This window comes from Alphaproteobacteria bacterium (genome assembly GCA_035625915.1).
In the GTDB taxonomy this organism is placed as follows: domain Bacteria; phylum Pseudomonadota; class Alphaproteobacteria; order JACZXZ01; family JACZXZ01; genus DATDHA01.
Genome location: DASPOR010000002.1, coordinates 1 through 24,555 on the forward strand (window position 1 = coordinate 1; position 24,555 = coordinate 24,555).

A 24,555-nucleotide genomic window follows, 5' to 3' on the forward strand; every position below is an offset into this window, starting at 1 on the left:
CGATTCCTTCATGAAATGCCGCTGTCTTGTGGTGGCTGAGGGCTGTCTCGACTGACGACGGTCGAACGCAAGAAGCGCCCTAGGCGAACATAAAGGAAGGAGCCTTCGCCGTCGTGAAGGCTCTGGCCCCTTCCCCCTTGCCCTCAGGCCGCTGCCGAGGTCTTAGTTCTGCAATCGACATGTTTGTCCAGAACAACCTGGCCGGTTTCAAGAAGCGATTTGAGGTTGGACAGAACCTTCGGCCATCCACCGGAAACGCCTTCGATAAGCTTCGACGGTGCGGTGTCTATGCTGTGCGTGACTGTCAGCTTGACGGCGGCGTCTTCGGGTTCGATATCGAACACACAATGGGAATAGCCGTCGGCTTTGAACTCGGGATTCCATTCATTGCGCCACTTGATGGCAAGGCGCTTAGGGGGAACACTTTCGACGATCTCGCCGGCGTCGGCGGTTTGGCCGTCAGGAAAGCACAGTTTCCATGGTGAACCGGCCTTCCAGTCGCTCTCGCAATGCATGCCAAACCAGTATTGCTTCATGAATTCAGGGTTGATCAGGGCGTCCCACAGCTTTTGCGGTGTTGTCTTGATAAAGGTCGTGTAAACGAATTCGCTCTTACTCATGATGGTCCTCCTCCAAGGCTTGTTTCAGGTTGTGAAGTGCCTTTAGCCGGCCCCGCTCGAACTTGCCGATCCAGCGCGTGTATATCTCGTTGATTGGCACAGGGTTGAGGTAATGCAGCTTCTCGCGCCCTTGCCACTTCGTCACGACGAGGCTCGCCGCTTCCAGCAAGGCAAGGTGCTTGGTTACCGCCTGACGGCTCATGTCATGGCCTTCGCACAAGTCGTTAAGCGTTAGCCCACTTTTCATACGCAGCCGGTCAAGCAAGGCGCGGCGGCTGCCATCGGCTAACGCTTTGAACACTTTGTCCCGATCGGTAACCACACCCATATTATGCAACTAAACGGTTGCATGAGTCAAACGCTTCATTTTTGGGAAATCCCTACGAAATCGATCTTGGTCCAACTCACCGCGCTTGTGGGCGAGAAAGTGATTCCACAAGCGGCACAGCTCGCGAGCGAAAGATTGCCGCCGAGGCATACGCTGAAGCACTCCGGGACCATAGGCCCTAGAGGGAAGGGAAACGGGTTGGCACGTGCTGACCGTCACGATGCATCCGGTCGCGCGGCACGACCCATTGTATTGCTTGCCATTGACCTCGATTGCGATTGGCGTCGATTGCGGCGAGTCATGTTTGCGCTTTTGGCCACGGATCAACCAAAGGCATTGCACCCCTTGCGGAGCGCACGAACACAGTTCGAGAGTCGCGCCGGAGTGCTGGTTTACCGCAAGGGCGGCAGATGCGCAATCTGCGAGCCGATCTCGTAATAGCCCTCCCTGATTGCGCGGAAAGGCTTGTCTCGCGCCGACGTCACCGGCAGGAACATATCGTCTAGCGGTATCTCGCCGGCGATGTGGCGGGCGAGCTCGCGGCCGAAGACTGTACCGGGCGCTATGCCTCGGCCGTTGTAGCCAGCGAGCGCGATCATGTTCTCTGCCGGCGCATGCAAGCGCGGCAGATGGTTTTTGGTCATGCCGATCCGCCCGTACCATTCGTGCTCAAGCGTCACCTCGCCGAGCTGCGGGAACAATGTCCGGATGTGCCGAAGCGCCCAGCGGCGATGGATTGCGGCGGCGGCGCCGCGGAGCGCGCCGACACTACCGACGATGAGGCGGCCGGCATCGTCGGTGCGAAACCCGGTGAGCACGGTGCGCGTATCCCACGCCCCCTGCCCTTCCGGGAGGATGGTGCGCCGGAGATTGTGGCTGAGCGGCGCCGTCGCGACGTGGAAGAAGGGCAGCACGACCTGCTCGCCGCGTAGCTCGGGCATGATGTGGACAGTGTAGGCATCGGTCGAGAGCACGGCCCATTTCGCGCGGACGCTGCCGCCTTGCGCAGTGAGGCGCCACACGCCGCCCTCGCGCACGATGCGCTCGACCGGGCTCCCCGTGAAGACGCGGGCGCCAGTGGCGATAGCCGCACGGCCGAGGCCGCGCACGTAGGCGAGTGGTTGGATCGTCCCGGCGCGGAGGTCGAGAAGGCCAGCGGGATAGAAAGAAGTGCCGGTTTTGGCGCGGGTCTCATCGGCGTCGAGGACGCGCACCGGTGCGCCGAGCGCTTGCCACTGCCGCGCCCGCTCCTTGATCTCAGCAGCACCCTTTTCGCCGGCGCCGCAGTGGATCGTGCCGACGCGCTTCAGCTCGCATGGGATCTTGTGCTTATCGACGATATCAAAGACCGCGCGCGGGGAATCGCGCAGAAGGTCGAGGAGCCGGTTGCCGTGGACCGGCCCGAGCGTTTCCCGGAGGGCGAACGGCATCACCCAGAGGCCGGCATTGACAAGCCCCGTGCTCCGTCCGGCGGCACCATAGCCGATCTCAACCGCTTCGAGCACGACGACGCCGAGACCCCGTTCGGCAAGATGCAGGGCAGTCGACATGCCCGTGTAGCCAGCGCCGACGATTGCGACATCGGCGACAACATCGCCAGCAAGCCTCTCCGTCGCGGGGGGCGGCGGAGCAGTCCGCTCCCAGAGACCGTGCGACCGTTGATCGTTTAGCATTTCCACGCTCCATCATCATTTGCACGGCACGTCACATTTCATCGTCGGTATGGACCGTAAATTCGACGAGCACCATCTTTCTGGGAACGTTCAGTACCTCGGCGCAGATAACGACAACGCGCCCACAAAGCTCGAATCGCTGCTCAAGGGAGCGCCCGAAATCCGCTATCGGCCATCTGCGATTTTTCGGTCAATGCAACGGGCTGCTAATCATGTAGGTGCCGGACTGCGCGCCGGCGGGGGCGGTGACGGCGATGCTGTCGCCCGTCGGTATGTCCGCAAGGGTCGTATGGCATGCGCCCGGTCCTGTAATGAACAGCGTCTTCACCAAACTATTCCCGGACAATAGATTGACACTTATGCCGCCCGCACCAGCTCCCTCAGTGGCAACGCAAACAGTTACCATTACCCGAGCCTTCTGCACTTCGTTATCGTAAATTGGATAGGATTGATTCGCCGCCACGAGCCATTTGCCCTCCTGATTGACCTGGGCCTCAACCCCGGCGAAGGCAACGACCGAGAACAGCGTCGCGCCCGCAATTACTTGTACGACACGCCTTGCCCGAATACCGACCGAACGCGGATTTCCGTTTTGAATGGAATTTTCCATTTTGACACCCCCGCCCCTAAGCCGCGCGTTCTTTCTCCCTTGGCATCGACTGGCGCTGACCCGCGGAGGCCACGGGCCCCCGATCGGCCCGAATCCTTGGGCGGGCATCTTACCATGATTGGCCTATAGCGCGGAGGCCGATTTAGCGCAAAAGAAGCCCCGCCGGATTGGGAAGGGGCGGGGCAAGAGAGGTGAGTCGGTCGGGCGCACTGTGGGAGCCAGCATCGACCCGATGCGTCCGATCAAACGTGCAATGTCTTAAATTGTCGGTGCGCAATCGCATTGATCCGGATCAACCGTCAAGATCTGGCGATTGGAACGCGCGGTCTTTGCTAAGTAACGGCGCGCAACGATTGCATACCCGTCGCGCCCTTTCCGCCTCCGTTTTAAGCGCGACGCTGCAGTATGAGCAAATGTGTTGTTCCTCTATGGCTTTGCAAATTGCTTTGTCCGTATCATCGATTTGACGGTCTCTCTCCTTACTCATGGCGATGCCCTCCTGCGAAATACCGACAAATCCCGGAAGGCCTTACTGCGATTTCCACCCGTGGGGATCGGCGGCATTGATCGGGCTACTGAACTCATCAAAGCGAAGCATAGCGGATTTTGTAGATTACATTCCAGCGGTGGTGGGCCGACCGGGGTCAAACTGGGCACTGGGTCCTGGAGGTGGCGATCACGGCCAAACCACGGAAACTTCGTGCCTCTTAATGAAGGCCGAGACTTGTCGATGCTGGTGATTTACGTGTCCGCTTTCGAGCTCCAAGCTGCGATCGTGGCCATATCAGAAGGGGATATCCCAACATCTAGACCACAGCCACGATTACGTGTGCCTGAATTTTGGCAGCAACCTCGCCACTGCCGTGTCTTTCCGCAATTGCGGATGCGGCGTAGTCGGTTGCAGCTTCCAGTTTACCCGCATCTCTGGCCTCGATTTCGTTGCGAAGAGGCGTTCCCTGACAGTAAGCAATGGCAGGATGGCGCGGTGAGGATGCACGGCTTTGTTCGGCTCTAGTCTCGATCACCACACGGGAGAAACCTGTGTCCTCTAGCTCGCTACGGATCAGTGCCGTATCGTGGTAACCGTGCGGCGTGCGTGCCAGAAAGCGCGGCGGATCGTTCGGAAAAATCTTTGCGAGAGCATTTGTCACATCATCCGCAAAAACGTTCTCCTCGATGCGATCCCATACGTTGAATAAAAAATATCCTCCGGGCTTCAGCACTCGCTTTGCTTCACGGTAGCCCGATATGCGGTCGGGAAAGAACATCGCGCCGAACTGGCAACAAACGAGATCGAAGGCCGCATCTTCAAACGGGAGAGCCAGAGCATCCGCTTGGCGCCATTTGATGCGTCTGTCGGGAGCTTGTCGCGAAGCGGCGTAGTCGAGCATCGGCTGATTGAGGTCGGTTACGATATAGCTTGCGCCCAGGGCCAGTCTTGGCGCCAACACGCGGGTGACAACCCCGCTGCCCGCGGCGGTTTCCAAAACGGCGCTTGGCGACAAGGCCGCCGCTCGTTGTGCAATATCTGCGGCGAACGGCTCGAAAATCAATGGCACCATATAGCGGTCGTAGTTTTCCGGAATCGAGCCACCGAACACCTTATCAGTTTCCGACATTGCTTATCAGCCATCGCCCGTTTGATAGCTCGCATCAATAGCATATAACCGGCCGCTGCGGGCCGAAATGACAAGACCGAGCAGGAGATAGCCGCCCTTCCGCCAGGAGCGGACTATCTACTCCACCGGAAGTCGCCTCTGTCGATGATCGCCATAGAGCGAGACAACCGGCCCAGTCCGGACGCAAGCTGAACGGTGTCCGTGGCAGCGCATCGGCAGCGCTCGCGGCCAGAACTCGTAGGGTGGCGATTGCGTCCTGTCGCGCAGGCGACCTAATTCGTTTCGAAAGTGAATAATGCTGAATTTGTGATGTACATTCCAGCGGTGGTGGGCGCACAAGGACTCGAACCTTGGACCCGCTGATTAAGAGTCAGCTGCTCTACCAACTGAGCTATGCGCCCCTTGGAGGTGGGAGGCCGGGGTATAGCAAAGCCGCCGAGGCTTGTCGATAGGCTCTGCCGGGGCCGAACTTTCGTATGGGAGGCGCCCGCGCGCTCTGGGCGCCTCAGGCGAGCGGACTGATCCCCGTCCGGCCGATGCGTACGTCGCGATGGACGTAAACGCTCATGATCAGGCCGAATGCAAAGAGAATGGATAGCATCGCAGTCCCACCGTAGGAAATGAGCGGAAGCGGCACGCCCACCACCGGGATCAGCCCCATCACCATCGCGATATTGACGAAGACATAGAGGAAGAACGTCACGCTGATGCCCATCGCGAGCAGCCGGCCGAACTGGTTCCGGCTGCGCAGCGCGATGGCGACGCCGTAGACGAGGAGCAGCATGTAAAGCGTCAGTAGAATCAATCCGCCCACCAGGCCGAACTCTTCCGCGAGCATCGTGAAGATAAAATCGGTCTGCTTTTCCGGCAGGAAATTCAAGTGACTTTGGGTCCCGAGCAGCCAGCCCTTCCCGAACATGCCGCCGGACCCGAGCGCTATCTTGGACTGGAGACTGTGGTATCCCTTACCGAGCGGGTCGAGCTCCGGATCGAGGAAGATCTCGATCCGCGCCCTCTGGTAGGGGCGCAGGAAATGCCACACGAGCGGTACTGCACCCACCCCACCCACGACGACGAGTGCGAATTTCCATAGCCGCACGCCGGCGAGGAAAAACATCGCACCCCCGCTCGCCAAAAGCATCGCCGCCGTGCCCAGGTCCGGCTGCTTGAGGACCAGGAGAACGGGCGCCACGACCAGGACGAGGGGAACGAAAAGAAGCCATATGCGGTGGATGCGGTCCGTGCCAATGCCGTGGAAGTAGCGCGCGAGGGCGAGAATGAGGCCGACCTTCATGAGTTCGGAGGGCTGAAGCTGAATGACTTTGAGGTCGATCCAGCGTTGCGCACCCATAGCGTCGGCGCCGATCACGTCGACCGCACCGAGCAACGCCAAAGCCACGAAGTAGAATGGATATGCCAAACGCATCCAATACCGGATATCGACGAGGGCAGCGCCGATCATCAGGAATATGCCGATGCCGAACCGCACCATCTGGCGCGAAGCCCAAGGATCGAAGTTTCCATTGGCCGCCGAATACAGCATGGCGAAGCCGATTGCGGCGACCGCTGCAACGAACAACAAGAGGCTCCAACTGATCTGCCGGAACTTCTCGCCCAACGATAGTCGCACCTCGCGATGCAATGAACTCGCGATCGCCATCAGCTCGGCACCTTCGGGTTGTCGGTCCCGCGCACCACGGGCTGGTCCGGCTGTGCGCCGAGCGGATCGCGCCGCTGGGCTTCGATCAGAACGTCGCGCGCGATGGGTGCTGCCGCAACCGAGCCGCCTCCACCATGCTCGACCAGGACGGAGCACACGTAACGCGGCGATTGTACCGGTGCGAAAGCAATGAAAAGCGCATTGTCGCGCTCGCGCCAGGGCTTGTCCTCGGGACGGATTTTTTTGTGCTCGCGCTCGGCGAGCGTAATGCGCCGGACCTGTGCGCTACCGGATTTCCCGCCCATCTCCCAGCCGGCCTGGGTAATCCTGGCGCGATAGGCGGTCCCGCCTTGCTCATTTACTACGGCGTTCAGGCCGGAAAGCACAACCTGGAGCGAGCCCGGCGAGATGCCCAGCGAGCGCGGCTCGCTCTGCGACGCCGCAACCTGAACGACGCCGGCGTCGGCCGACCGCCGCACGCGCGGTACGATGGCACGGCCACCGCTCGTCACGCGCGAGAGCATGACGGCAAGTTGAAGTGGGGTTGCCAGCACGAAGCCCTGACCGATGCCGGTGATAAGGGTTTCGCCCTGCGTCCACGACTGGCCGATGGTCGCCTTCTTCCACTCGCGCGTCGGGATAAGGCCCGGTCGCTCACCGGTGAGGTCGATCCCGGTCAAGCTCCCAAGGCCGAGCCGGCTCGCCATCTCCGCGATTTTGTCGATCCCGGTGCGCCGCGCCATCTCGTAGAAATAAACGTCGCAGGAATTCTTGATGCCACCGTGCATGTCGAGAACACCGTGGCCCTCGTGCTTCCAGCAGTGGAAGGTCGCATCTCCGAGCTGGATAACGCCTTGGCACGAGACTCTCGTGCTGGGATCGGCCGCACCGGACTCGAGGGCGGCAAGCGCCACCGCCACCTTGAACGTCGATCCCGGCGCGAATTGTCCGCTCGTGGCCTTGTTTGTGAGCGGAGACAGCACATCGCTCGTCAGATCCTTCCAACGCGCGGCCGAAAGGCCCTCATTGAATTCGTTGGGATCGAAGCCCGGCGTCGAGCCCATGGCGAGGACGTCGCCCGTATGACTATCCATCAAGACGGCCGCCGCACTCCGCTCCTGGGAGATGCGATCGATGAGGAACTTCTGCAGCTCGAAATCGATGGTGAGGGTAACGTCCTTGCCGGGCACACCTTCGTCGCGCGCGAGCTCGCGGATCACGCGCCCGCGTGCATTGACTTCAATCTGGCTCGTACCCGCCGACCCTCTCAATTCGGAGTCGTAAACCTTCTCGATGCCGGCCTTGCCGATGCGGAAATCGGGCAGCTCGAGGAGCGGGTCCCCGTCGAGTTCCTTGTCGGACGCGGCGGCGACATACCCGACCGAGTGCGCAAGGGCTTCGCCATAGGGATAGTATCGGCTCTGGCCCACCTCCGTCCGCACGCCAGGGAGGTCCGGCGTGTTGACCTCCACGCGGCTGAACTCTTCCCAAGTCAGGTTTTCCCGCACCGTGATCGGGACGAAGGCACGCTTGCGTTCGCTCTCGCGCAGGATGCGCCGCTTATCCTCGTCGCTCAGCGAGATAATCTGACCGAGGAGATCGAGGGTCGCAGAGATGTCGACGGCCTCCTCGCGCACCACGACGACATGGTAATTCTGCCGATTGACTGCGAGCGGCACGCCGAATCGATCGAGAATCCTGCCTCGCGGCGGCGGCAGCAGGCGAAGGTTGATGCGGTTGTCTTCCGCGAGCGTCTGGTACTTCTCGGACTCGACGACCTGAAGATAGTACATGCGCCCGACGAGGGCAGCGAACAGGGCGAGCTTGCCGCCGACCAGGATCGCGGTGCGGCGACCGAATTGCTTCGTTTGGATTTGATCGAGCTGCCTCACGGCCTCTGCCTTAGGAAGGCACGCTGGCCCGCCGCGAAAAGCCACGTCACCGATGGATAAAGCGTAATGGCCAGAAGAAATTGCACGATCGCGGCAAATGGCGGGATCGCCTTTCCGGCAATCGCCGAAGAAAGCACCCAATCGAAGAGGATGGCGCAGGGTGCGACGATAGCGAACCCGAACCACATGACGACGAAGGGCTTGCCGAGGAAGGGCCGGCGCTGACTGCGCATGATTCCATAGACCAAAAGAAACATAACCGTGTTCACGCCCGTCGGTGCCCCGCTCAGGATGTCCTCGAGAAGACCGAGGACGAAGACCGAAATCGCCGGCACGAGATCAGGTCGATGGATCGCCCAGTAATAGACTGCCATCAACCCAAGCGGTGGCATGACCATTCCATTCCCGGGAACGGGAAGCGGAACGACGCTCAGCACGACCATGAGAACGGAAAGCGCAAACGGAAACAGCCGGCGCGCCGCCAAGTCTAGCTGATGGGTAAGGCCGCCCGTCATGGCCGTCTCGCGGTCATGGCTTGGCCGCACGCCTCCCGCGGGCGGGCGTCGAAGAAGGCGACGCATCGACCGGCCCGAGGATGCCCTTGAGGCCGTAATCGACAATGCGCACGTATTCGAGGCGACTCCAGTTCGCGAACGGTTGAATACGCACGACTCCGTCGCTCGTCGAAGCGACCACGCCGATGGGGAGGCCCGGCGGAAACGCCCCGCCGTCGCTTGCGGTAACGATCCGGTCGCCGGGCGAGAGGGTCAGATTGGGCGGGAGATAGGCGAGGTGCGGCTGATCCGTATTGTCGCCCGCGAGAATGGCGTGATCGCGGGTCGATTCGACCATGACCGGAATGCGCGAGTTGAGGTCGGTGATAAGAAGGACACGGGAAGAAAGATTACCCACCTCCGCCACACGCCCGACAAGGCCCTCGCCAGCGGCCGCGGCCTCCCCTTTGGTCACGCCGTCGCGGCTTCCCGCATCGACCAGCAGGCTCCGCACGAACGACCCCCCCGAATCGGCAATCACCCTCGCCGTCACACTCCGCGTCTCGTCGTGCGGGACGAATTTGAGGGTTTCGCGCAGGGCCTGATTCTGTGCGGTGAGCTCCCTCGCCCGCTGCTCCCACTCGTGCAAGCGCGCGTTATCCTCCTTGAGTCGAAGGTTCTCAGAACGGAGATGCACGAGGTCGCGAATATCCGCGATCGTTTCGTCGACCGTGGCCATTGGGCTGGCAAGCGCCTCGAGAATCGGGGCGAAGGCATCGTCGACAACGCTTCGAAGCCGCTCCACCAGGATGGCGTCAGCCTTGCCAAGAACGATGAGACCGACGGCAAGCGCCAGAAGAAGGAGGAATGCGAAGCGGTGCGCCGCCGCCCTCACCGGCGCCGCATAACGCATGATCGACCCGCCTCTTGGCTTCATGTCTTACGATCCCAGAACTTCGAAGCCCCTCCGCCAACTCTCATTTCAAGCCGGCGTGTATGCTTTTCCGTCTCTCGTCCGGCGCCCCTTGCCATCTTCGGCCCGGATCGCCAACCACGCCTCTTAATACGTGGAGATGAGCACGTTCTTCAATGTTTTCATTTCTTCGAGGCACCTGCCCGTACCGAGGGCGACGCACGACAGCGGATCGTCCGCGATCGAGACCGGGAGACCCGTGGCATGGCGCAAAACGTGATCCAGGTTGCCGAGCAAGGCGCCACCGCCGGTGAGCACGATACCCTTGTCGACGATGTCTGCCGCAAGTTCGGGTGCGGTATGCTCAAGGGCGACCTTGACCGCTTCGATGATGGCGCTCACCGGCTCGGCGAGGCTCTCGGCAATTTGCCGCTCGCTTATTAGAATTTCCTTGGGCACGCCGTTCATGAGGTCGCGCCCCTTGATCTGCATCAGATCGCCCTCGCCTTCGCTCGGCGGTGCCGCGGAGCCGATTTCCTTCTTGATGCGCTCCGCACTTCCCTCACCCACGAGAAGGTTATGGTTTCGCCGGATATAGGCGATGATGGCCTCGTCCATCTTGTCCCCGCCCACGCGAACGGAACGCGAATAGACGATGCCGCCGAGGGAGAGTACTGCGACCTCGGTCGTGCCGCCGCCGATATCGACCACCATCGAGCCGGTCGGCTCGGTCACGGGCAACCCCGCGCCGATCGCCGCCGCCATAGGCTCCTCGATCAGGAAGACGCGCCGGGCACCGGCCGCTTCGGCCGATTCCTGGATCGCTCGCCGCTCGACCGCGGTTGACCCCGACGGGACGCAGACGATGACCTGCGGGCTTGCGAAGCTGCGCCGATTGTGAACCTTGCGGATGAAATGCTTGATCATTTCCTCCGCCACCTCGAAATCGGCGATCACGCCATCACGCAGCGGCCGGATGGCCGTGATGTTTCCCGGCGTTCTGCCGAGCATCATCTTCGCTTCGTCGCCCACGGCAAGAACCTGCTTCTTGCCCTTGATTTCGGCGATCGCCACCACCGAAGGCTCGTTGAGCACGATACCTTGGCCCTTCACGTAGACGAGGGTATTTGCGGTGCCGAGGTCGATCGCCATATCGGCGGATAACATGCCTAGAAGTCGTGAAAACATTCGCGTTGCTTCCTCAATCGCCAAATGGGTTTACGTCGGGCAGGTTGCACCGCCGATGTCCGCGATCCCTCGTCGATTAGCAATCCCGTTCGCTCCTGCGGCTTTCTTGAGAGCCGTCAGGCCGTCAGTGCTTGCGGCGCCGTCTTTTCTCGTTTCACCATGAGCTTGTTAAGGGCGTGCACATAGGCCCGGCACGACGCCACAAGGGTGTCGGTGTCCGCACCTTGGCCATTGACCGTCTTGCCGTTTTCCTCGAGCCGTACCGTCACTTCCGCTTGGGCGTCCGTACCGCCGGTTACGGCATGGATTTGGAAAAGTTGCAATTTCGCGGCGTGAGGGACCAATTTCTTGACGCAGTTGAACGTGGCGTCGACAGGGCCGTCGCCGGCCGCTTGCGCCCGTTGAACCGCTCCGTCGATCTCAAGCTCAAGATCCGCCGTCCGGGGGCCTTTCGACCCGCACACGACCTGAAGCGAAATGAATTTGACGCGATCGTGGATGCGGCCGACCTCATCGTCGACAAGGGCAATGAGATCCTCGTCGAAGACCTCCTTCTTCCTGTCGGCCAGGTCCTTGAAGCGGCGGAACGCCTCTTCGAGCATGTTCCCGCCGATATCGAAGCCCAACTCCTTGAGCTTTTCGCGGAAGGCGTGACGTCCCGAATGCTTTCCCATGACAAGCTTGGAGCGCACAAGGCCGACCGACTCCGGCGTCATGATTTCATAAGTGCCGGCGTGCTTCAGCATGCCGTCCTGATGAATTCCGGACTCATGGGCGAAGGCGTTGGCGCCCACGATCGCCTTGTTGGGCTGAACCTGAAAGCCCGTGATCGTCGAAACCAAGCGGGACGCCTTGGTGATCAGTTCGGTTTTGACCCCGCTGATGGCGTGAATCGAATCCCGGCGCGTGCGCAGCGCCATGACGATCTCCTCGAGCGAGGCGTTCCCGGCGCGCTCGCCGATGCCGTTGATCGTGCATTCGACCTGACGGGCTCCTGCCTTGATGGCCGCGAGCGAGTTGGCGACCGCCAACCCGAGATCGTTATGGCAGTGAACGGAGATGATCGCCTTGTCGATGTTGGGCACCCGGTTCATCAGCATGGCGATGAGGGATGCGAACTCGTCTGGCACGGCGTATCCGACCGTGTCGGGGATATTGATCGTCCGCGCTCCCGCCTTGATTGCACTCTCCACACAGCGGCAGAGAAAGTCGGGTTCGGAGCGCGAGCCGTCCTCCGCCGACCACTCGATGTTTTCGCAAAGATTTCGCGCGTAGCTCACGCTCTCGATCACGGCCTGATGTACCTGCTCCGGCTCCATCTGGAGCTTGAATTTCATGTGGAGTGGACTCGTGGCGATGACCGTGTGAATGCGCGGATGCTTGGCGTGCTGAAGCGCTTCCCACGCCCGATCGATATCGCGGCGTGCGGCGCGCGAGAGGCTCGCGACCTGGGCGTTCTCAACGACCTTGGAAACCTCGCGCACAGCTTCGAAATCGCCGTTCGACGCAATCGCAAAGCCCGCTTCGATGACGTCGACGCGCATCTCCTCGAGCACCTGGGCGACCCGGATTTTCTCCTCGACATGCATCGAGCATCCCGGCGACTGCTCGCCGTCGCGCAAGGTCGTGTCGAATATTACAACATGGTCTGATTTACTGGTCATGGCCTGGATCCTCCGGTCCGAATAAAAGACGAGCGCATTCCGATCTTCACCCCCCGAACACCCGGACCATACCCGGGACGACGTTCAGGGGCGGCTAAGTCGAAGCGCCGCGCCACCACGGAGGATTTCACGAAGGAAAAAAGCCGAGCGCGAGCTGAGCTGCACCTTGCAAGGCGTCCCGGCGCACACAACGGTGGATGTGACCCGGTTCATCTGCTCGTCGTTCCTCGGCGGCTCACCGGTCCAACCCGATTTTCCCCGGGTTAGACCTTTGGGAAAGTTTGGTTAATTCGCCATTGTCTATACGCCTTGAACCATGAAAAAATCATTAAAAATCAAGGCGGCGGTTATCTTTACGCTTTTTCCCACGCCTCTCGCAAGGATTTTGTGCGCTGCCGATGCCGACCAGATACCCGATGCATGCGGCCCCGGCCGTTTCGGCCCTAGTGTGGCAAATCCGAAATTCGCCATATCTGGGCGCGGGATCGTGAGCGAATTTCGGATTCAAAGCCACACTAGCAATATATTGTACCTACTGTGGTATTCGGATTTGAAGTTCATAAACGCGGTTGCCACTAAAATGACAGGAACTTCAAAACCACCACACTAGTTCTTGGACTTATCGACGAGCTTGTTCTTGGCGATCCAAGGCATCATCGCGCGCAGCTTGGCGCCCACTTCCTCGATTGGATGATCCGCAGCGCGCCGGCGCATGGCCTTGAAGCTCGCTTGGCCGGCCGCATTTTCAAGGACCCAGTCTCGCGCAAATTTGCCGGTCTGGATCTCATCCAGGATCTTCTTCATCTCCGCCCTGACCGTGTCGTTCACGATGCGGGGCCCCCGCGTGTAATCGCCGTATTCGGCCGTGTTGGAGATTGAATAGCGCATGTTCGCGATGCCACCCTCATACATAAGATCGACGATCAGCTTCACTTCGTGGAGGCATTCGAAATAAGCCATCTCCGGCGCATAGCCCGCTTCGACCAAGGTCTCGTATCCGGCCACGATCAGTGCCGAGAGCCCGCCGCAAAGCACCGTCTGCTCGCCGAAGAGATCGGTTTCGCACTCCTCCTTGAAGGTCGTCTCGATGACACCCGCGCGACCGCCGCCGATCGCGGAAGCGTAAGAGAGCGCGAGCTCGAGCGCGTTGCCGCTCGAGTTTTGCGCGATTGCAACGAGGCACGGCACTCCACCGCCCCGGACGTATTCGGAGCGTACCGTGTGGCCGGGACCCTTGGGTGCGATCATGAAAACGTCGAGATCGGTGCGCGGCTCGATCAATTTGAAATGGACGTTGAGGCCATGCGCGAAGGCGAGCGCTGCACCCTTCTTCATGTTCCCCGCAAGCTCGTTGCGATAGATCGCCGCTTGTAGCTCGTCCGGGGTCAAGACCATGACGACGTCCGCCCACTTTGCTGCCTCGGTGGGGCTCATGACCTTGAAATCGGCTCCCTTCGCCTTGGCGACGCTCGGCGAGCCCTCGCGCAGCGCCACGACGACGTCGCCGACGCCGCTATCGCGCAGGTTCATCGCGTGGGCGTGGCCCTGGCTGCCATAGCCGACGATTGCAACCTTCTTGCCCTTGATCAGGCTGACATCGGCGTCCCGGTCGTAATAAACGCGCATGACGAATCCCTTTCGGAGGGAACAGGGATTAATCGAGCCGGTGCGGTCCCCCTCCTTGGAGCCGCCGGCTTGTCGGATTATAGGGTCGATCCGCCGCGAGCGATCGCAACGATTCCGCTGCGCACGATTTCGATCTGGCCGAGTTCGCGCATCAACGCCACGAATGCGTCGATCTTATCCGCGGAACCGGTCATTTCGAAGATGAAGCTCTTGGTCGTGCTGTCGACGACCCGGGCGCGGAAGATGTCGGCAATGCGCAAGGATTCGACCCGCTTTTCGCCGCTGTTCACCACCTTGATGAGGGCGTGATCCCGCTCGATATGCGGGCCTTCCGCCGTGAGATCGTGCACCCGATGGACCGGGACCAGCCGGCCGAGCTGCGCCTTGATCTGCTCGATCACCATCGGCGTACCCGAGGTGACGATGGTGATACGGGAGAGATTCTCGGCGGTCTCGACCTGGGCGACGGTCAGGCTTTCGATGTTGTAGCCGCGCCCCGAAAAAAGACCGATGACGCGCGCGAGCACCCCCGGTTCGTTGTCGACCAGGACGGCCATGGTATGTCGCTCGATCGCCACCGGCACGGCTTTGCTCCTCGCTGGCTTCGGGGTCTCGCCCGCCTTTAACCCGACCTCCTGCCTTTTCAACAAGCTCGGCTTCGACACGGTGTCTCCTCGGTCCTTCTGCGACTTGCACCTCTAAACGAGCACCATGCCTTCTTCGGTCGCAGCACTGCCTGCCTTGTCCTCGGGCCCCAGGATCATCTCATTGTGCGCGCGTCCCGCCGGAATCATCGGAAAGCAGTTTTCCGTCTGGTCGACTCGAACGTCGGCGATCACGGCGCGGTCGATCTTGATCATTTCCTTGATGAGATCGTCCACTTCGCTTGGTTTCTCCGCGCGCATGCCCACTGCACCGAATGCCTCCGCGAGCTTTACGAAGTCAGGCAACGAATCCATGTAGCTTTCGGCGTAGCGTCCGCCATGCAGAAGCTCCTGCCATTGGCGGACCATACCCATCCATTGATTGTTGATGATGAAGATTTTCACCGGCAGTCGATATTGCTGGACCGTGGACATTTCCTGGATGTTCATGAGCACCGACGACTCGCCCGCCACGTCGATGACAAGGGCGTTGGGGTGGGCGATCTGGACACCCATCGCGGCAGGCAGCCCGTATCCCATGGTGCCCAGTCCCCCCGAGGTCATCCAATGATAGGGGGTCGCGAATTTGAAGAACTGTGCGGCCCACATCTGATGCTGACCGACTTCGGTCGTGATGAAGGGCGATTTATCTTTGGTCAACTCGTAAAGCCGCTCGATCGCATATTGCGGTTTGATAACGTCCTTGGTCTGTTTGTAATTCAGGCAATTCCGCTTCCGCCAGCCTTCGATCATCGTCCACCAGGCGTCGAGCGCCTTCGTCTCGGGCTTGGGCTGCCGCACCTTCCAAAGTTTGATCAGATCCTCGAGCACGAGTGCCGCGTCGCCGACGATCCCGAGATCCACCCGAACGTTCTTATTGATCGAGGAAGGATCGATATCGATCTGAATTTTCCTCGAGCCCGGCGAGAAGTCGGTGAGCTTTCCCGTTACACGGTCGTCGAAACGCGCGCCGACCGCGATCATAAGATCGCAGCCATGCATGGCGAGGTTCGCCTCGTAGGTGCCGTGCATGCCGAGCATGCCGAGAAACTGCGGATCGGTGCCGGGGAAACCGCCGAGACCCATGAGGGTATTGGTGCACGGGAATCCCGTGAGATGCACGAGCTGGCCGAGGAGCTTCGATGCCTTCAAACCCGAATTGATGACGCCCCCACCCGCATAAAAGATCGGACGCTTTGCCGCCGCCATCATGTCGATGGCGCGCTCAAGCTGGTCTCGCTCGGGCTTCAGACGCGGATTATAGCTGCGGTGCTGGATTCGCTCCGGACCGGCATAAGGTGCTGGCCCTTGCAGGATGTCCTTGGGCAAATCGACGACCACGGGGCCTGGCCGGCCGGTGCGCGCGACATAGAATGCCTCGTGCATGACGCGGGCGAGATCTTCCGGCCGTTTCACGAGGTAATTGTGTTTTGTACAGGGCCGCGTGATGCCAACCGTGTCGGCTTCCTGAAAGGCATCGTTGCCGATGAGATGCGTCGGCACTTGGCCCGTCAGGCAAACCAAGGGGATCGAGTCCATGAGCGCGTCGGTCAGGCCGGTGACGGCGTTCGTCGCTCCGGGACCCGAGGTCACGAGCACCACACCGACCCTACCGGTCGAGCGGGCATAACCTTCCGCCGCATGCACCGCACCACCCTCCTGGCGCACCAGGATATGGCGCAGGGCATTCTGCTTGAAAAGCGCATCGTAAAGCGGGAGTACCGCACCGCCGGGGTACCCGAAAATGACCTCAACGCCCTGATCCACGAGGGATTTCAGGACAACATCCGCTCCGGTCAAGTCGTGTGCCGGCATCGCCGCCTCCTAGAGGATTCGATTTGGCCCGCCCAGGCGAAGGCCCAAACCCGAAGATCTCGCCGCCTTTATCGGGTCTTGGGGAGCGCAAACTAGACGCTCAATTCGACTCGGTCAACAGGCTCCGACGAATAAAATTAAAGATTCTGTCTTTGAAGCTTTCCGAAAATTGCGCAAAAGCTGGCTCATCTATCGATAAGACGCGATCGGCCAAGGGTTGGTGCCGAAACCAGGTGTTTTGACGCTTGGCCAGGCGCCGCGTCGATTGCTTTGCGTTTGCCAAAGCCTCTTCCAGACTTGTCCGCCCTTCGAGATATTCCGCAAGCTCGGCAATGCCGACCGCCTTGAGTGCTGGCATCTGGGGATCGAGTTTCATGGCGAGAAGTGCCTTAACTTCGTCAACAGCACCCTCCTCGATCATGCGATCGAGGCGGTGCTCGATAGCCTCATAGAGGGCTTCGCGCGGCGGGTCGAGGCGCACGGCCGCGAAGCGAAGGTGTGTGGGTCGCGCATCGGGCGTGGCGCCCTGCCAGTCGGCCAAGGAGCGGCCTGTCGCCTCCAGCACTTCCCATGCGCGGATAAGGCGCTGGCGGTCGCGCGGGAGAGGACGTACCTCTGCCGAGGCGTGCCGCGCGGCAAGGGCGGCACGAAATTCGACTGGCCCGAGTTCATCGAAAAGCTCGCGGGCGCGGGCGCGCAGGGCGGGCGGAATTTCCGGAAGCTCGGCGATGCCATCTACAAGGGCTTTGAGATAGAGGCCCGTGCCCCCTGTCACGATCGGCAGCTTGCCCGTGGCATGCGCGGCACCGATCTCGTTGAGCGCCAGCCGGCACCAGCGGCCCGCCGAGCACGATTCGCGCACGGACATCACACCATAGAGCCGATGAGGCGCGAGTGCTTCGGTCCCGGGCCGAGGGCGTGCGGTGAGGACCTTGAGCTCCCGGTAAACCTGCATGCTGTCAGCATTGACGATGACGCCATTGAATGCCTGGGCTGCCGCGATCGCCAAACCCGATTTGCCGCTCGCGGTCGGACCCGCGACAATCAGGACAGGGGCCGAATCATGCACGAATCTATCGGATTTCTTTACGCTTTCCGGCGCATGATCGTCCTTGCCGGGCTTCATCCCATGTCCCTATATTCGCACATGCACAAACATATCTTGCAATGCAACGTGTTCTGACAATCGTTGCCGGCGACGTCGTGGCCGGTTTGGAGAATAGCATTGCAGATAGCGCGCGTGCGGCGCTCAAGGCAGCTGGCGCTGGCGTCGGGTTTCCTCGCACGCTTCAGCGCGGACTCGCCGTTGACCTCCCGTTCGAAGGCGTGGGCGACGCCGCGGCCGAGCATGCCGTGCGAGCCCACTTGCAAGCCGGGCCCTTCGATCTCTTGGCGCAGCCGGTGGAGGGTCGCCGTAAACGCCTTCTTGTGGCGGACATGGACTCGACTATCGTCGGCGTTGAGACGCTCGACGAACTCGCCGATTTCGCGGGCGTGAAAGACCTGGTCGCGGCGATTACCGCGCGATCGATGGCAGGCGAGGTGGATTTTGTCGACGCACTTATCGAGCGCGTCGCGATGCTCAAAGGCCTTTCAGTCGATGCGCTCGAGCGGACATGGGAGCGCGTGTTTCTTCTGCCCGGTGCGCGCGCGCTCGTCGAGACGATGCGTCACCACGGCGGCTATACGGCATTGGTCTCGGGCGGATTCCGCTTCTTCACGAGCCGTGTGCGGGCACTCGTCGGCTTCGACTACGATGAATCGAACACGCTCGAAATCGAGGACGGCCGCCTCACCGGACGCATCGTGCCGCCCGTCATCAATCGCGACGGCAAATTCAATGCCTTGAAGCGCCTTTGCGAGGAAAGGGGCTTGCCGCTTGCCGCCAGCCTCGCGGTCGGGGACGGGGCCAATGATCTCGCGATGGTGCGCGCCGCGGGCCTCGGCATCGCCTACCGGGGGAAACCCTCCCTCGCCGCGGCGGCGCGCGCACGGGTCGACCACGCCGACCTCACCGCACTGCTCTTTTTCCAGGGCTACGCCCGGGACGAGTTCGTCGAGTAGCACGCGGAAGCGGCAAAGAGAACGGCGCCACGGGAGCGGCACCGGATTTGGGGTCGACGGTATTACCTTCAATTAAATGTACGGTAACCTGTTGAAAAGATTCACACGTACATTAGAAAGATGCGATCTGTAACCGCGACTCCGCGCTTGGTCCGGTTACGCGCAGGTGTGGAACCGCTCCGATGCGCCGTCACCCGCTCGTAATCGGTACTGCCACAAAACGCAGGTCTCCGGCGCGCTCGACCAGGAGCAGGACCGACTTGCGCTTCGCCTTTTTGGCCTGATCGATCTTGTCGGCTGCCTGGCTGGGCGAGCTCACCTCTTCCTGGTTCACCTCGACGATCACGTCGCCGGGCCTCAAGCCCTTGTCGGCGGCGTTGCCGGTATCCTCAACCGACGTGATCACGACACCCTTCACTTCGGCGCCGATGTCGTACTGATCGCGCAGCTCGGGCGTCAGCGCTGCAAGCGCCACACCCAGGGATTCGATCTTCTGTTCCTTGATGGCGGGTGCGGGCTTGTCCTTTTCCTTCTCCTGGACGGACGCCTGCTGCTCCGTCTCCTCGAGCTCGCCCACCTTCGCGGTGACCGATACGCGCTTGCCTTTGCGCCACACTTCGACGGGCACCTCCTTGCCGATATCGGTCTCCGCGACGATGCGCGGCAGGTGCTGCATGTCCATGACATCCTTGCCGTCGAATTTCAGGATGATGTCACCCGCCTGGATGCCGGCTGCCTCGGCCGGTCCGTTCGGCGTAACGCTCGCCACGAGTGCGCCCGACGCCTTGGAGAGGCCCATGCTGTCCGCGATCTCGTCCGTCACGGTCTGGATCTTGACGCCGAGCCAGCCGCGCTTGGTTTTGCCGTATTTGCGCAGCTGTTCGATGACGGGCTTCGCGAGCGAGGCCGGGATGGCGAAGCCGATGCCCACGCTGCCGCCCGTCGGCGAATAGATGGCGCTGTTGATGCCGATCACCTGACCGTCGAGATTGAACATGGGTCCGCCGGAATTGCCCTTGTTGATTGCGGCGTCGGTCTGAAGGAAATCGTCATAAGGGCCCGAGTTCAACTGGCGTGCGCGCGCGGAGATGATGCCGGATGTCACGGTGCCGCCGAGCCCGAAGGGGTTGCCGATCGCAACGATCCAGTCGCCCACCCGGATCTTGTCGGAGTCGCCGAATTTCACGAAGGGCAGCGGTTTCGGCGGATCGACCTTCAGCAGTGCGAGATCGGTCTTCGAGTCGCGTCCAACCAGCTTTGCCTTGAGGTTGGTCTTGGCGTCGTCCTCGAGAATGACCGTGATTTCATCCGCGTCCGCGATGACATGGTTGTTAGTCACGATGTAGCCGGTCGGGTCGACGATGAAGCCGGACCCGAGCGAGGTCACCTTGCGCGAGCGTTCCTGTTTCTGCTGCTTGTCGAAGAAGTCCTTGAAAAATTCTTCGAATGGCGACCCAGGCGGGAACTGCGGAATCTCGACACCGGGCTTTTGGCCCTTGATCGTTTGGGTCGTGGATATGTTGACGACGGCCGGCAGAAGCTTTTCGACGAGGTCCGCAAAGCTCTCGGACGCGATTTTCGCCTCGGCACCGCCCGCTGGCGCGAGTGCCAGGAAAGCAGCCACGATCACCAGCCAAAGGCTCGCCCGACCGATTGCGGGCCTCCGCCCGACACCCGCAGCGCCAAGAGCCAAGCCGTCATTCCCTAATGTCACCGATCTCTCCGTTGTGCTAGGCCGATCTTTCTCGGCCGGGCCGACATGGCCCCAATATGATCCGATTACCCGCGTTGGGAAAGTACTAGACGGGTCCGAAACGTCGTTCAAGCATGGATAACGCCGTCATCCCCGCACGAGCCATACGATCACCAGACCGCACGCCGCCGCTGCGAGGCCGACGCGTCTGATCACGCTCGAAGGCTGTGCGCCGAACAGCAGCATGGTCCGCTTCATACGATCCGGGAATAGTGCGGAAATCACGCCTTCGAGTACGAACACCAAACCGAGAGCGCTCAAAAAATCATACACCTAATCGCTCCGCCAGCGGCAAATCCGCGACCTGTGGCGACACCCGCGAAAGTCCCACCGAAGTGCCGTCACGGCTTCGCAACGGCCTTGGTGTCGCTTGCACCGTTTTCCGAACCGAAATAGCGGAAGAAGTCGTTGTCAGGACCGCCGACAAAGGTCGTCGTCTCTTTCGGCAGCGCCACGGTCATGGCTTGCATCGAGCGCCAGAAATCGAAGAATTTCGGGTCCTTGCCGTAGGCCTCGTTATAAATGCGCTGCGCCTCCGCATCGCCTTGGCCTTGCGTGATCTCGGCTTGCTTTCGCGCCTCCGCGATGATGACCCGCTCCTGCAAATCGGCATCGGCGTGGATACGGCGCGACTCCTTGTCGCCTTCCGCGCGAATCTTGCGGGCCTCCTGGCCGCGTTGCGTCTGCATTCGGCTGACGACCGAGGATATGAGTTCGCGCGGGAAATTCACCGTCTTCAGTCGAACGTCGACCACGGTGATACCGTAGTTCTCGGCATTGCTCCGAACGATCTCGGTGATCTGCTTGATGACGGCCGCACGCTCCGGGGTCAGCATCGTCAAAAGCGGCACCTTGCTGATCTCGTTCTGGACCGCCGAATTGATGATCACGCGAAAGCGCTCCTCGAAGCCGCGCTCGTTGTTGGCCAACTGGAAGAATCGAAGAGGATTGACGATCCGGTAGCGCGCGAACGCGTCGACCAACAGAGGTTTCTGGTCGGTTGTCGGAACGCGCTGCGATTCAGCGTCGAAATCGAGCAAGCGCTTGTCAAAATAGGCGACGTTCTCGACGATCGGCAGCTTGAAGTGAAGTCCCGGCTGATCCACTTGCCGAACGACCTCGCCGAAGCGAAGGACAAGTGCTTGTTCGGCCTGCTGGACCGTGAAGACGGCCGAGTTGAGGACGATCAAGACGACGAGAACGGCGATCGCAGCGCCCAAGAGACCTCCGCGGCTCATGGCGTGGCTCCTTTCTGGGCCGCGGCGGTGGCCTTTTGCTTCAAGAGTTCGTTGAGCGGCAGATAGGGTACGACACCCGAACTGGCAGCATCGCGGCTGATCAAGACCTTGTCCATGTTGCCGAGAATCTTCTCCATGGTGTCGAGGTAGATTCGGCGCGTGGTGACATCCTTGTTCTGCACGTACTGCTGATAAACCAAGAGAAAGCGTTGAGCGTCGCCGTTTGCGGCGTTCACCCGCTCCGCCTTGTAGGCGTCGGCCGATTTCACGATCTGCTCTGCCTGGCCTTGGGCCTTCTGGGTCACTTCGTTCAGGTAGCCTTGTGCTTCATTGATCGCGCGCTCCTTGTCTTGGCCGGCGGCCTGAACGTCGAGGAATGCGCCGAGGGCATCCTTGGGAGGGCTCACGTTCTGCACGTTTACTTGGAGAACCTGGATCCCCGCACCGTAATAGTCGAGGATCTGCTGGATGAGCTTTTGCGTCTCGCTCGCGATCGCCGTGCGCCCTTGGGTATAGGCCACCTCGAAATTGCTCTCGCCGATGATCTCGCGCATCGCCGCCTCGGCGACGTCCTTCACGGTGCCTTCGGGATTGCGGACATTGAACAGGAAGAGCCCGGCATCCTTGATGACCCACTGCACCGCGAACTGAATGTCGATGATGTTCTCGTCGCCGGTGAGCATCTGGCTTTCCTGATCGACGTCGCGCGAGAATGCCTGCCTTCCGGTATCGCTCGCTCCGCTTCGGAATCCGATCTCCACCTGGTTCACGCGGGTGACCTTGGGCGTGAGGACATGCCCGATGGGAGCAGGAAGGTTGTAGTGCAGTCCCGGCGGGGTGGTATCGACCCACTTGCCGAATATCAGCGCGATACCCTGCTCCTCCGGCTGCACGCGGTATATCCCCGTGGCAAGCCATAGAACCAAGGCCGCACCGATGAGGAGTGCCACGATCCGCGAATTGCCCCCGCCCCCGCCTGGCAGCAAGCGGCGCAACGCGTCCTGCAATTTTCGTATGATGTCTTCGAGATTGGGCTGCTGCGGCGTCGATGGGCCACGACCCCAAGGTCCTTGTCCGCCGCCACCACCACCCCAGGGACCGCCTCCGCCCTGATTGCTCCACGGCATGCGACATTCCTTCAAGGCGCGGACCGGCCGCGAGCGGCCGCCGAGCCCAAATCTTTTCAAACCAGTCAGATGGCCTTATATGACAGCCGCGCAGGACGTGCAAATCCAACCGCGACTGCCGACATGACAAATTTCCGGCCAAATTGAGGCAGGTGGACGGGTTCCAGCATGGCTTCAGTCACCGAACAACAAGTCATCGATGCGCTCAAGCGCGTCGTGGAGCCCGTGCGGGGTCGGGATATCGTCACTCTTGGCATGGTCTCCGGCGTGGTCGTGCGCGAGGGAAATGTGGGCTTCACGATCGAGGTCGACCCAAAGCAAGGTGCTGCGATGGAGCCGTTGCGCAAAGCGGCGGAAGGGGCAGTTCGCGCGCTCGACGGCGTACTTTCCGTGAGTGCCGTACTGACGGCCGAGCGCGAGGCGCCGAAGGGCAGCCCTCAGGCCCCGGGACCGGGAGGGGGCCACGGGCATCCGCCGCAGGGCAAGGCCGGGGTACCGGGGGTCCGGGCCATTGTCGCGGTCGCCAGCGGAAAAGGTGGAGTCGGCAAATCCACCACCGCGGCCAACCTGGCCCTCGGGCTGAAACGTCTCGGAATGGCGGTCGGCGTGCTCGATGCCGACATTTATGGACCCTCGATGCCGCGGATGCTCGGCATCGCAGGCCGTCCAACTTCGGCAGACGGGCGTGTCCTGCAGCCGATGGAGAATCACGGCGTCAAATGCATGTCGATGGGCTTTCTGGTACCCGAGGACACGCCGATGATCTGGCGCGGACCGATGGTCATGAGCGCCATCCAGCAGATGTTGCGCGACGTCGCATGGGGCGGGCTGGACGTTCTCGTCGTCGACATGCCGCCGGGCACCGGCGATGCGCAGCTCACCATGGCGCAGCAGGTGCCACTCACGGGTGCGGTCATCGTTTCCACCCCCCAGGACATCGCTCTCCTCGATGCGCGCAAGGGCCTCAACATGTTTCGCAAGGTCGACGTGCCCGTGTTCGGGATCGTCGAGAACATGAGCTACTTTCTCTGTCCTCACTGCGGGGAGCGGAGCGACATCTTCAGCCATGGCGGTGCGCGGCGGGAAGCGGAGAAGCTTGGAACCGATTTCCTCGGCGAAGTCCCGCTCGACATCGCCATCAGGGAAACGTCGGACGGCGGAGCACCCATCGTCGTCTCCCAGCCAGAAAGCGGCCTCGCAAGGGTCTATATGGCCATCGCCGCACTCGTGTCGCAAAAGATCGAAGCGAGCCTTGGCGAGGCCAAGCGCAAGGCGCCGAGGATCGTCGTTCAATGATCGATCGGCGATGTATTAGAAGACGACGTTAGCGCCCTTTCCCGCGTAGCTCCGCCGGATACTCGAAGCTCTCCCACTCGCGCACGAGGCCGAGGCGTCTCGCAAGATAGCGGTCATCGAGCCAGCTATGACCCCAAAGGTTACGATGCGCAACAAGGAGGCCGAGGAGCCATATTTCCCGTGCGACGACCAAAAGCGGGATCGCCGCGAGATCCGCAGTCGCGATTTTCCGGTGCCCGCGGTAACCGGCCAAAAATGCCCGCCATTTCTCGCGGCGCTTCGTCTCGCCCGGAAAGCTGAAATTCCACACGACGGTCGCAAGATCGTACGC

At 61.2% G+C, this 24,555-nt stretch carries 22 protein-coding genes and 1 tRNA gene; 2 read left to right on the plus strand and 21 right to left on the minus strand.

Features of this window, described 5'->3' with window-relative positions; translation table 11 throughout:
* Window positions 1–143: 143 nt before the first annotated feature.
* The 16 genes from VEJ16_00080 to miaA form a co-directional block, all read right to left on the minus strand.
* Entirely contained in the window at window positions 144–620 is a 477-nt protein-coding gene (locus tag VEJ16_00080) for an SRPBCC family protein (GenBank protein ID HYB08050.1), read from the minus strand.
* Window positions 613–948 carry a metalloregulator ArsR/SmtB family transcription factor gene (locus VEJ16_00085; GenBank protein ID HYB08051.1) on the minus strand — a complete coding sequence of 112 codons (336 nt, stop codon included), beginning with the start codon at window positions 946–948 and terminating at the stop codon, window positions 613–615. Before VEJ16_00085 ends, VEJ16_00080 begins: the two co-directional genes overlap by 8 nt.
* Window positions 949–1,340: 392 nt before the next feature.
* Window positions 1,341–2,621, minus strand: coding sequence for an FAD-binding oxidoreductase (locus tag VEJ16_00090; GenBank protein HYB08052.1), 1,281 nt, complete (start codon window positions 2,619–2,621; stop codon window positions 1,341–1,343).
* A gap of 190 nt (window positions 2,622–2,811) precedes the next feature.
* Window positions 2,812–3,231 carry a hypothetical protein gene (locus VEJ16_00095; protein ID HYB08053.1) on the minus strand — a complete coding sequence of 140 codons (420 nt, stop codon included), beginning with the start codon at window positions 3,229–3,231 and terminating at the stop codon, window positions 2,812–2,814.
* Window positions 3,232–4,037: 806 nt separating this feature from the next.
* On the minus strand, window positions 4,038–4,850 hold the full coding sequence (locus tag VEJ16_00100) for a class I SAM-dependent methyltransferase (GenBank protein HYB08054.1): 813 nt from the start codon (window positions 4,848–4,850) through the stop codon (window positions 4,038–4,040).
* A gap of 325 nt (window positions 4,851–5,175) precedes the next feature.
* Window positions 5,176–5,251: transfer RNA gene (locus tag VEJ16_00105), tRNA-Lys, on the minus strand.
* A gap of 104 nt (window positions 5,252–5,355) precedes the next feature.
* Window positions 5,356–6,510, minus strand: a complete 1,155-nt coding sequence (gene rodA, locus VEJ16_00110) for a rod shape-determining protein RodA (GenBank protein HYB08055.1) — start codon at window positions 6,508–6,510, stop codon at window positions 5,356–5,358.
* Window positions 6,510–8,402 (minus strand): penicillin-binding protein 2, encoded by a 1,893-nt coding sequence (mrdA, locus tag VEJ16_00115; protein HYB08056.1) that lies wholly within the window; start codon window positions 8,400–8,402, stop codon window positions 6,510–6,512. The genes rodA and mrdA overlap by 1 nt, the downstream gene beginning before the upstream one ends.
* On the minus strand, window positions 8,399–8,917 hold the full coding sequence (mreD, locus tag VEJ16_00120) for a rod shape-determining protein MreD (protein HYB08057.1): 519 nt from the start codon (window positions 8,915–8,917) through the stop codon (window positions 8,399–8,401). The genes mrdA and mreD overlap by 4 nt, the downstream gene beginning before the upstream one ends.
* A 13-nt stretch (window positions 8,918–8,930) precedes the next feature.
* Complete coding sequence (gene mreC, locus VEJ16_00125) at window positions 8,931–9,833, minus strand: rod shape-determining protein MreC (GenBank protein HYB08058.1); 903 nt, start codon at window positions 9,831–9,833, stop codon at window positions 8,931–8,933.
* A 123-nt stretch (window positions 9,834–9,956) separates the two neighbouring features.
* Window positions 9,957–10,997 (minus strand): rod shape-determining protein, encoded by a 1,041-nt coding sequence (locus tag VEJ16_00130; protein HYB08059.1) that lies wholly within the window; start codon window positions 10,995–10,997, stop codon window positions 9,957–9,959.
* A 116-nt stretch (window positions 10,998–11,113) separates the two neighbouring features.
* Entirely contained in the window at window positions 11,114–12,661 is a 1,548-nt protein-coding gene (locus VEJ16_00135) for a 2-isopropylmalate synthase (GenBank protein HYB08060.1), read from the minus strand.
* A 606-nt stretch (window positions 12,662–13,267) separates the two neighbouring features.
* Window positions 13,268–14,287 carry a ketol-acid reductoisomerase gene (ilvC, locus tag VEJ16_00140; GenBank protein ID HYB08061.1) on the minus strand — a complete coding sequence of 340 codons (1,020 nt, stop codon included), beginning with the start codon at window positions 14,285–14,287 and terminating at the stop codon, window positions 13,268–13,270.
* Between the two features lie 77 nt (window positions 14,288–14,364).
* Window positions 14,365–14,844, minus strand: coding sequence for an acetolactate synthase small subunit (gene ilvN / locus VEJ16_00145; protein ID HYB08062.1), 480 nt, complete (start codon window positions 14,842–14,844; stop codon window positions 14,365–14,367).
* 141 nt (window positions 14,845–14,985) lie between these two features.
* Entirely contained in the window at window positions 14,986–16,746 is a 1,761-nt protein-coding gene (locus tag VEJ16_00150) for an acetolactate synthase 3 large subunit (protein HYB08063.1), read from the minus strand.
* Window positions 16,747–16,846: 100 nt separating this feature from the next.
* Entirely contained in the window at window positions 16,847–17,872 is a 1,026-nt protein-coding gene (gene miaA, locus VEJ16_00155) for a tRNA (adenosine(37)-N6)-dimethylallyltransferase MiaA (protein ID HYB08064.1), read from the minus strand.
* Between the two features lie 41 nt (window positions 17,873–17,913).
* Between miaA and serB the strand changes: the two genes are divergently transcribed.
* Window positions 17,914–18,810, plus strand: a complete 897-nt coding sequence (gene serB, locus VEJ16_00160) for a phosphoserine phosphatase SerB (GenBank protein ID HYB08065.1) — start codon at window positions 17,914–17,916, stop codon at window positions 18,808–18,810.
* A 190-nt stretch (window positions 18,811–19,000) separates the two neighbouring features.
* Here the strand turns inward: serB and VEJ16_00165 are convergent, their stop codons facing one another.
* The 4 genes from VEJ16_00165 to hflK all read right to left on the minus strand — a co-directional run bounded on the left by VEJ16_00165 (window position 19,001) and on the right by hflK (window position 22,928).
* The gene (locus VEJ16_00165; protein HYB08066.1) at window positions 19,001–20,524 is read right to left on the minus strand and encodes a DegQ family serine endoprotease; all 1,524 of its coding nucleotides are present in this window, start codon (window positions 20,522–20,524) and stop codon (window positions 19,001–19,003) included.
* A gap of 126 nt (window positions 20,525–20,650) precedes the next feature.
* A complete protein-coding gene (locus tag VEJ16_00170; protein HYB08067.1) occupies window positions 20,651–20,836 on the minus strand; it encodes a DUF2065 domain-containing protein in 186 nt (61 codons plus the stop codon).
* A gap of 68 nt (window positions 20,837–20,904) precedes the next feature.
* Window positions 20,905–21,801: a protease modulator HflC gene (locus tag VEJ16_00175; protein HYB08068.1), complete on the minus strand. Its 897-nt coding sequence runs from the start codon at window positions 21,799–21,801 to the stop codon at window positions 20,905–20,907.
* Entirely contained in the window at window positions 21,798–22,928 is a 1,131-nt protein-coding gene (hflK, locus tag VEJ16_00180) for an FtsH protease activity modulator HflK (GenBank protein HYB08069.1), read from the minus strand. The genes VEJ16_00175 and hflK overlap by 4 nt, the downstream gene beginning before the upstream one ends.
* Before the next feature lie 168 nt (window positions 22,929–23,096).
* On the opposite strand from hflK, the gene apbC reads away from it, so the two are divergent.
* Window positions 23,097–24,224 carry an iron-sulfur cluster carrier protein ApbC gene (gene apbC, locus VEJ16_00185; GenBank protein ID HYB08070.1) on the plus strand — a complete coding sequence of 376 codons (1,128 nt, stop codon included), beginning with the start codon at window positions 23,097–23,099 and terminating at the stop codon, window positions 24,222–24,224.
* 28 nt (window positions 24,225–24,252) lie between these two features.
* Here apbC and VEJ16_00190 read toward each other — a convergent pair.
* A partial coding sequence (locus tag VEJ16_00190) for a hypothetical protein (GenBank protein ID HYB08071.1) occupies window positions 24,253–24,555 on the minus strand: 303 nt, incomplete at its 5' end.

Coding starts and splice junctions, on each gene's coding strand:
- VEJ16_00080 (HYB08050.1), bottom strand. CDS start 620: ATGAGTAAGAGCGAATTCGTTTACACGACCTTTATCAAGACAACACCG.
- VEJ16_00085 (HYB08051.1), bottom strand. CDS start 948: ATGGGTGTGGTTACCGATCGGGACAAAGTGTTCAAAGCGTTAGCCGAT.
- VEJ16_00090 (HYB08052.1), bottom strand. CDS start 2,621: ATGCTAAACGATCAACGGTCGCACGGTCTCTGGGAGCGGACTGCTCCG.
- VEJ16_00095 (HYB08053.1), bottom strand. CDS start 3,231: ATGGAAAATTCCATTCAAAACGGAAATCCGCGTTCGGTCGGTATTCGG.
- VEJ16_00100 (HYB08054.1), bottom strand. CDS start 4,850: ATGTCGGAAACTGATAAGGTGTTCGGTGGCTCGATTCCGGAAAACTAC.
- rodA (HYB08055.1), bottom strand. CDS start 6,510: ATGGCGATCGCGAGTTCATTGCATCGCGAGGTGCGACTATCGTTGGGC.
- mreD (HYB08057.1), bottom strand. CDS start 8,917: ATGACGGGCGGCCTTACCCATCAGCTAGACTTGGCGGCGCGCCGGCTG.
- mreC (HYB08058.1), bottom strand. CDS start 9,833: ATGAAGCCAAGAGGCGGGTCGATCATGCGTTATGCGGCGCCGGTGAGG.
- VEJ16_00130 (HYB08059.1), bottom strand. CDS start 10,997: ATGTTTTCACGACTTCTAGGCATGTTATCCGCCGATATGGCGATCGAC.
- VEJ16_00135 (HYB08060.1), bottom strand. CDS start 12,661: ATGACCAGTAAATCAGACCATGTTGTAATATTCGACACGACCTTGCGC.
- ilvC (HYB08061.1), bottom strand. CDS start 14,287: ATGCGCGTTTATTACGACCGGGACGCCGATGTCAGCCTGATCAAGGGC.
- ilvN (HYB08062.1), bottom strand. CDS start 14,844: ATGGCCGTCCTGGTCGACAACGAACCGGGGGTGCTCGCGCGCGTCATC.
- VEJ16_00150 (HYB08063.1), bottom strand. CDS start 16,746: ATGCCGGCACACGACTTGACCGGAGCGGATGTTGTCCTGAAATCCCTC.
- miaA (HYB08064.1), bottom strand. CDS start 17,872: ATGAAGCCCGGCAAGGACGATCATGCGCCGGAAAGCGTAAAGAAATCC.
- serB (HYB08065.1), top strand. CDS start 17,914: ATGCAACGTGTTCTGACAATCGTTGCCGGCGACGTCGTGGCCGGTTTG.
- VEJ16_00175 (HYB08068.1), bottom strand. CDS start 21,801: ATGAGCCGCGGAGGTCTCTTGGGCGCTGCGATCGCCGTTCTCGTCGTC.
- hflK (HYB08069.1), bottom strand. CDS start 22,928: ATGCCGTGGAGCAATCAGGGCGGAGGCGGTCCCTGGGGTGGTGGTGGC.
- apbC (HYB08070.1), top strand. CDS start 23,097: ATGGCTTCAGTCACCGAACAACAAGTCATCGATGCGCTCAAGCGCGTC.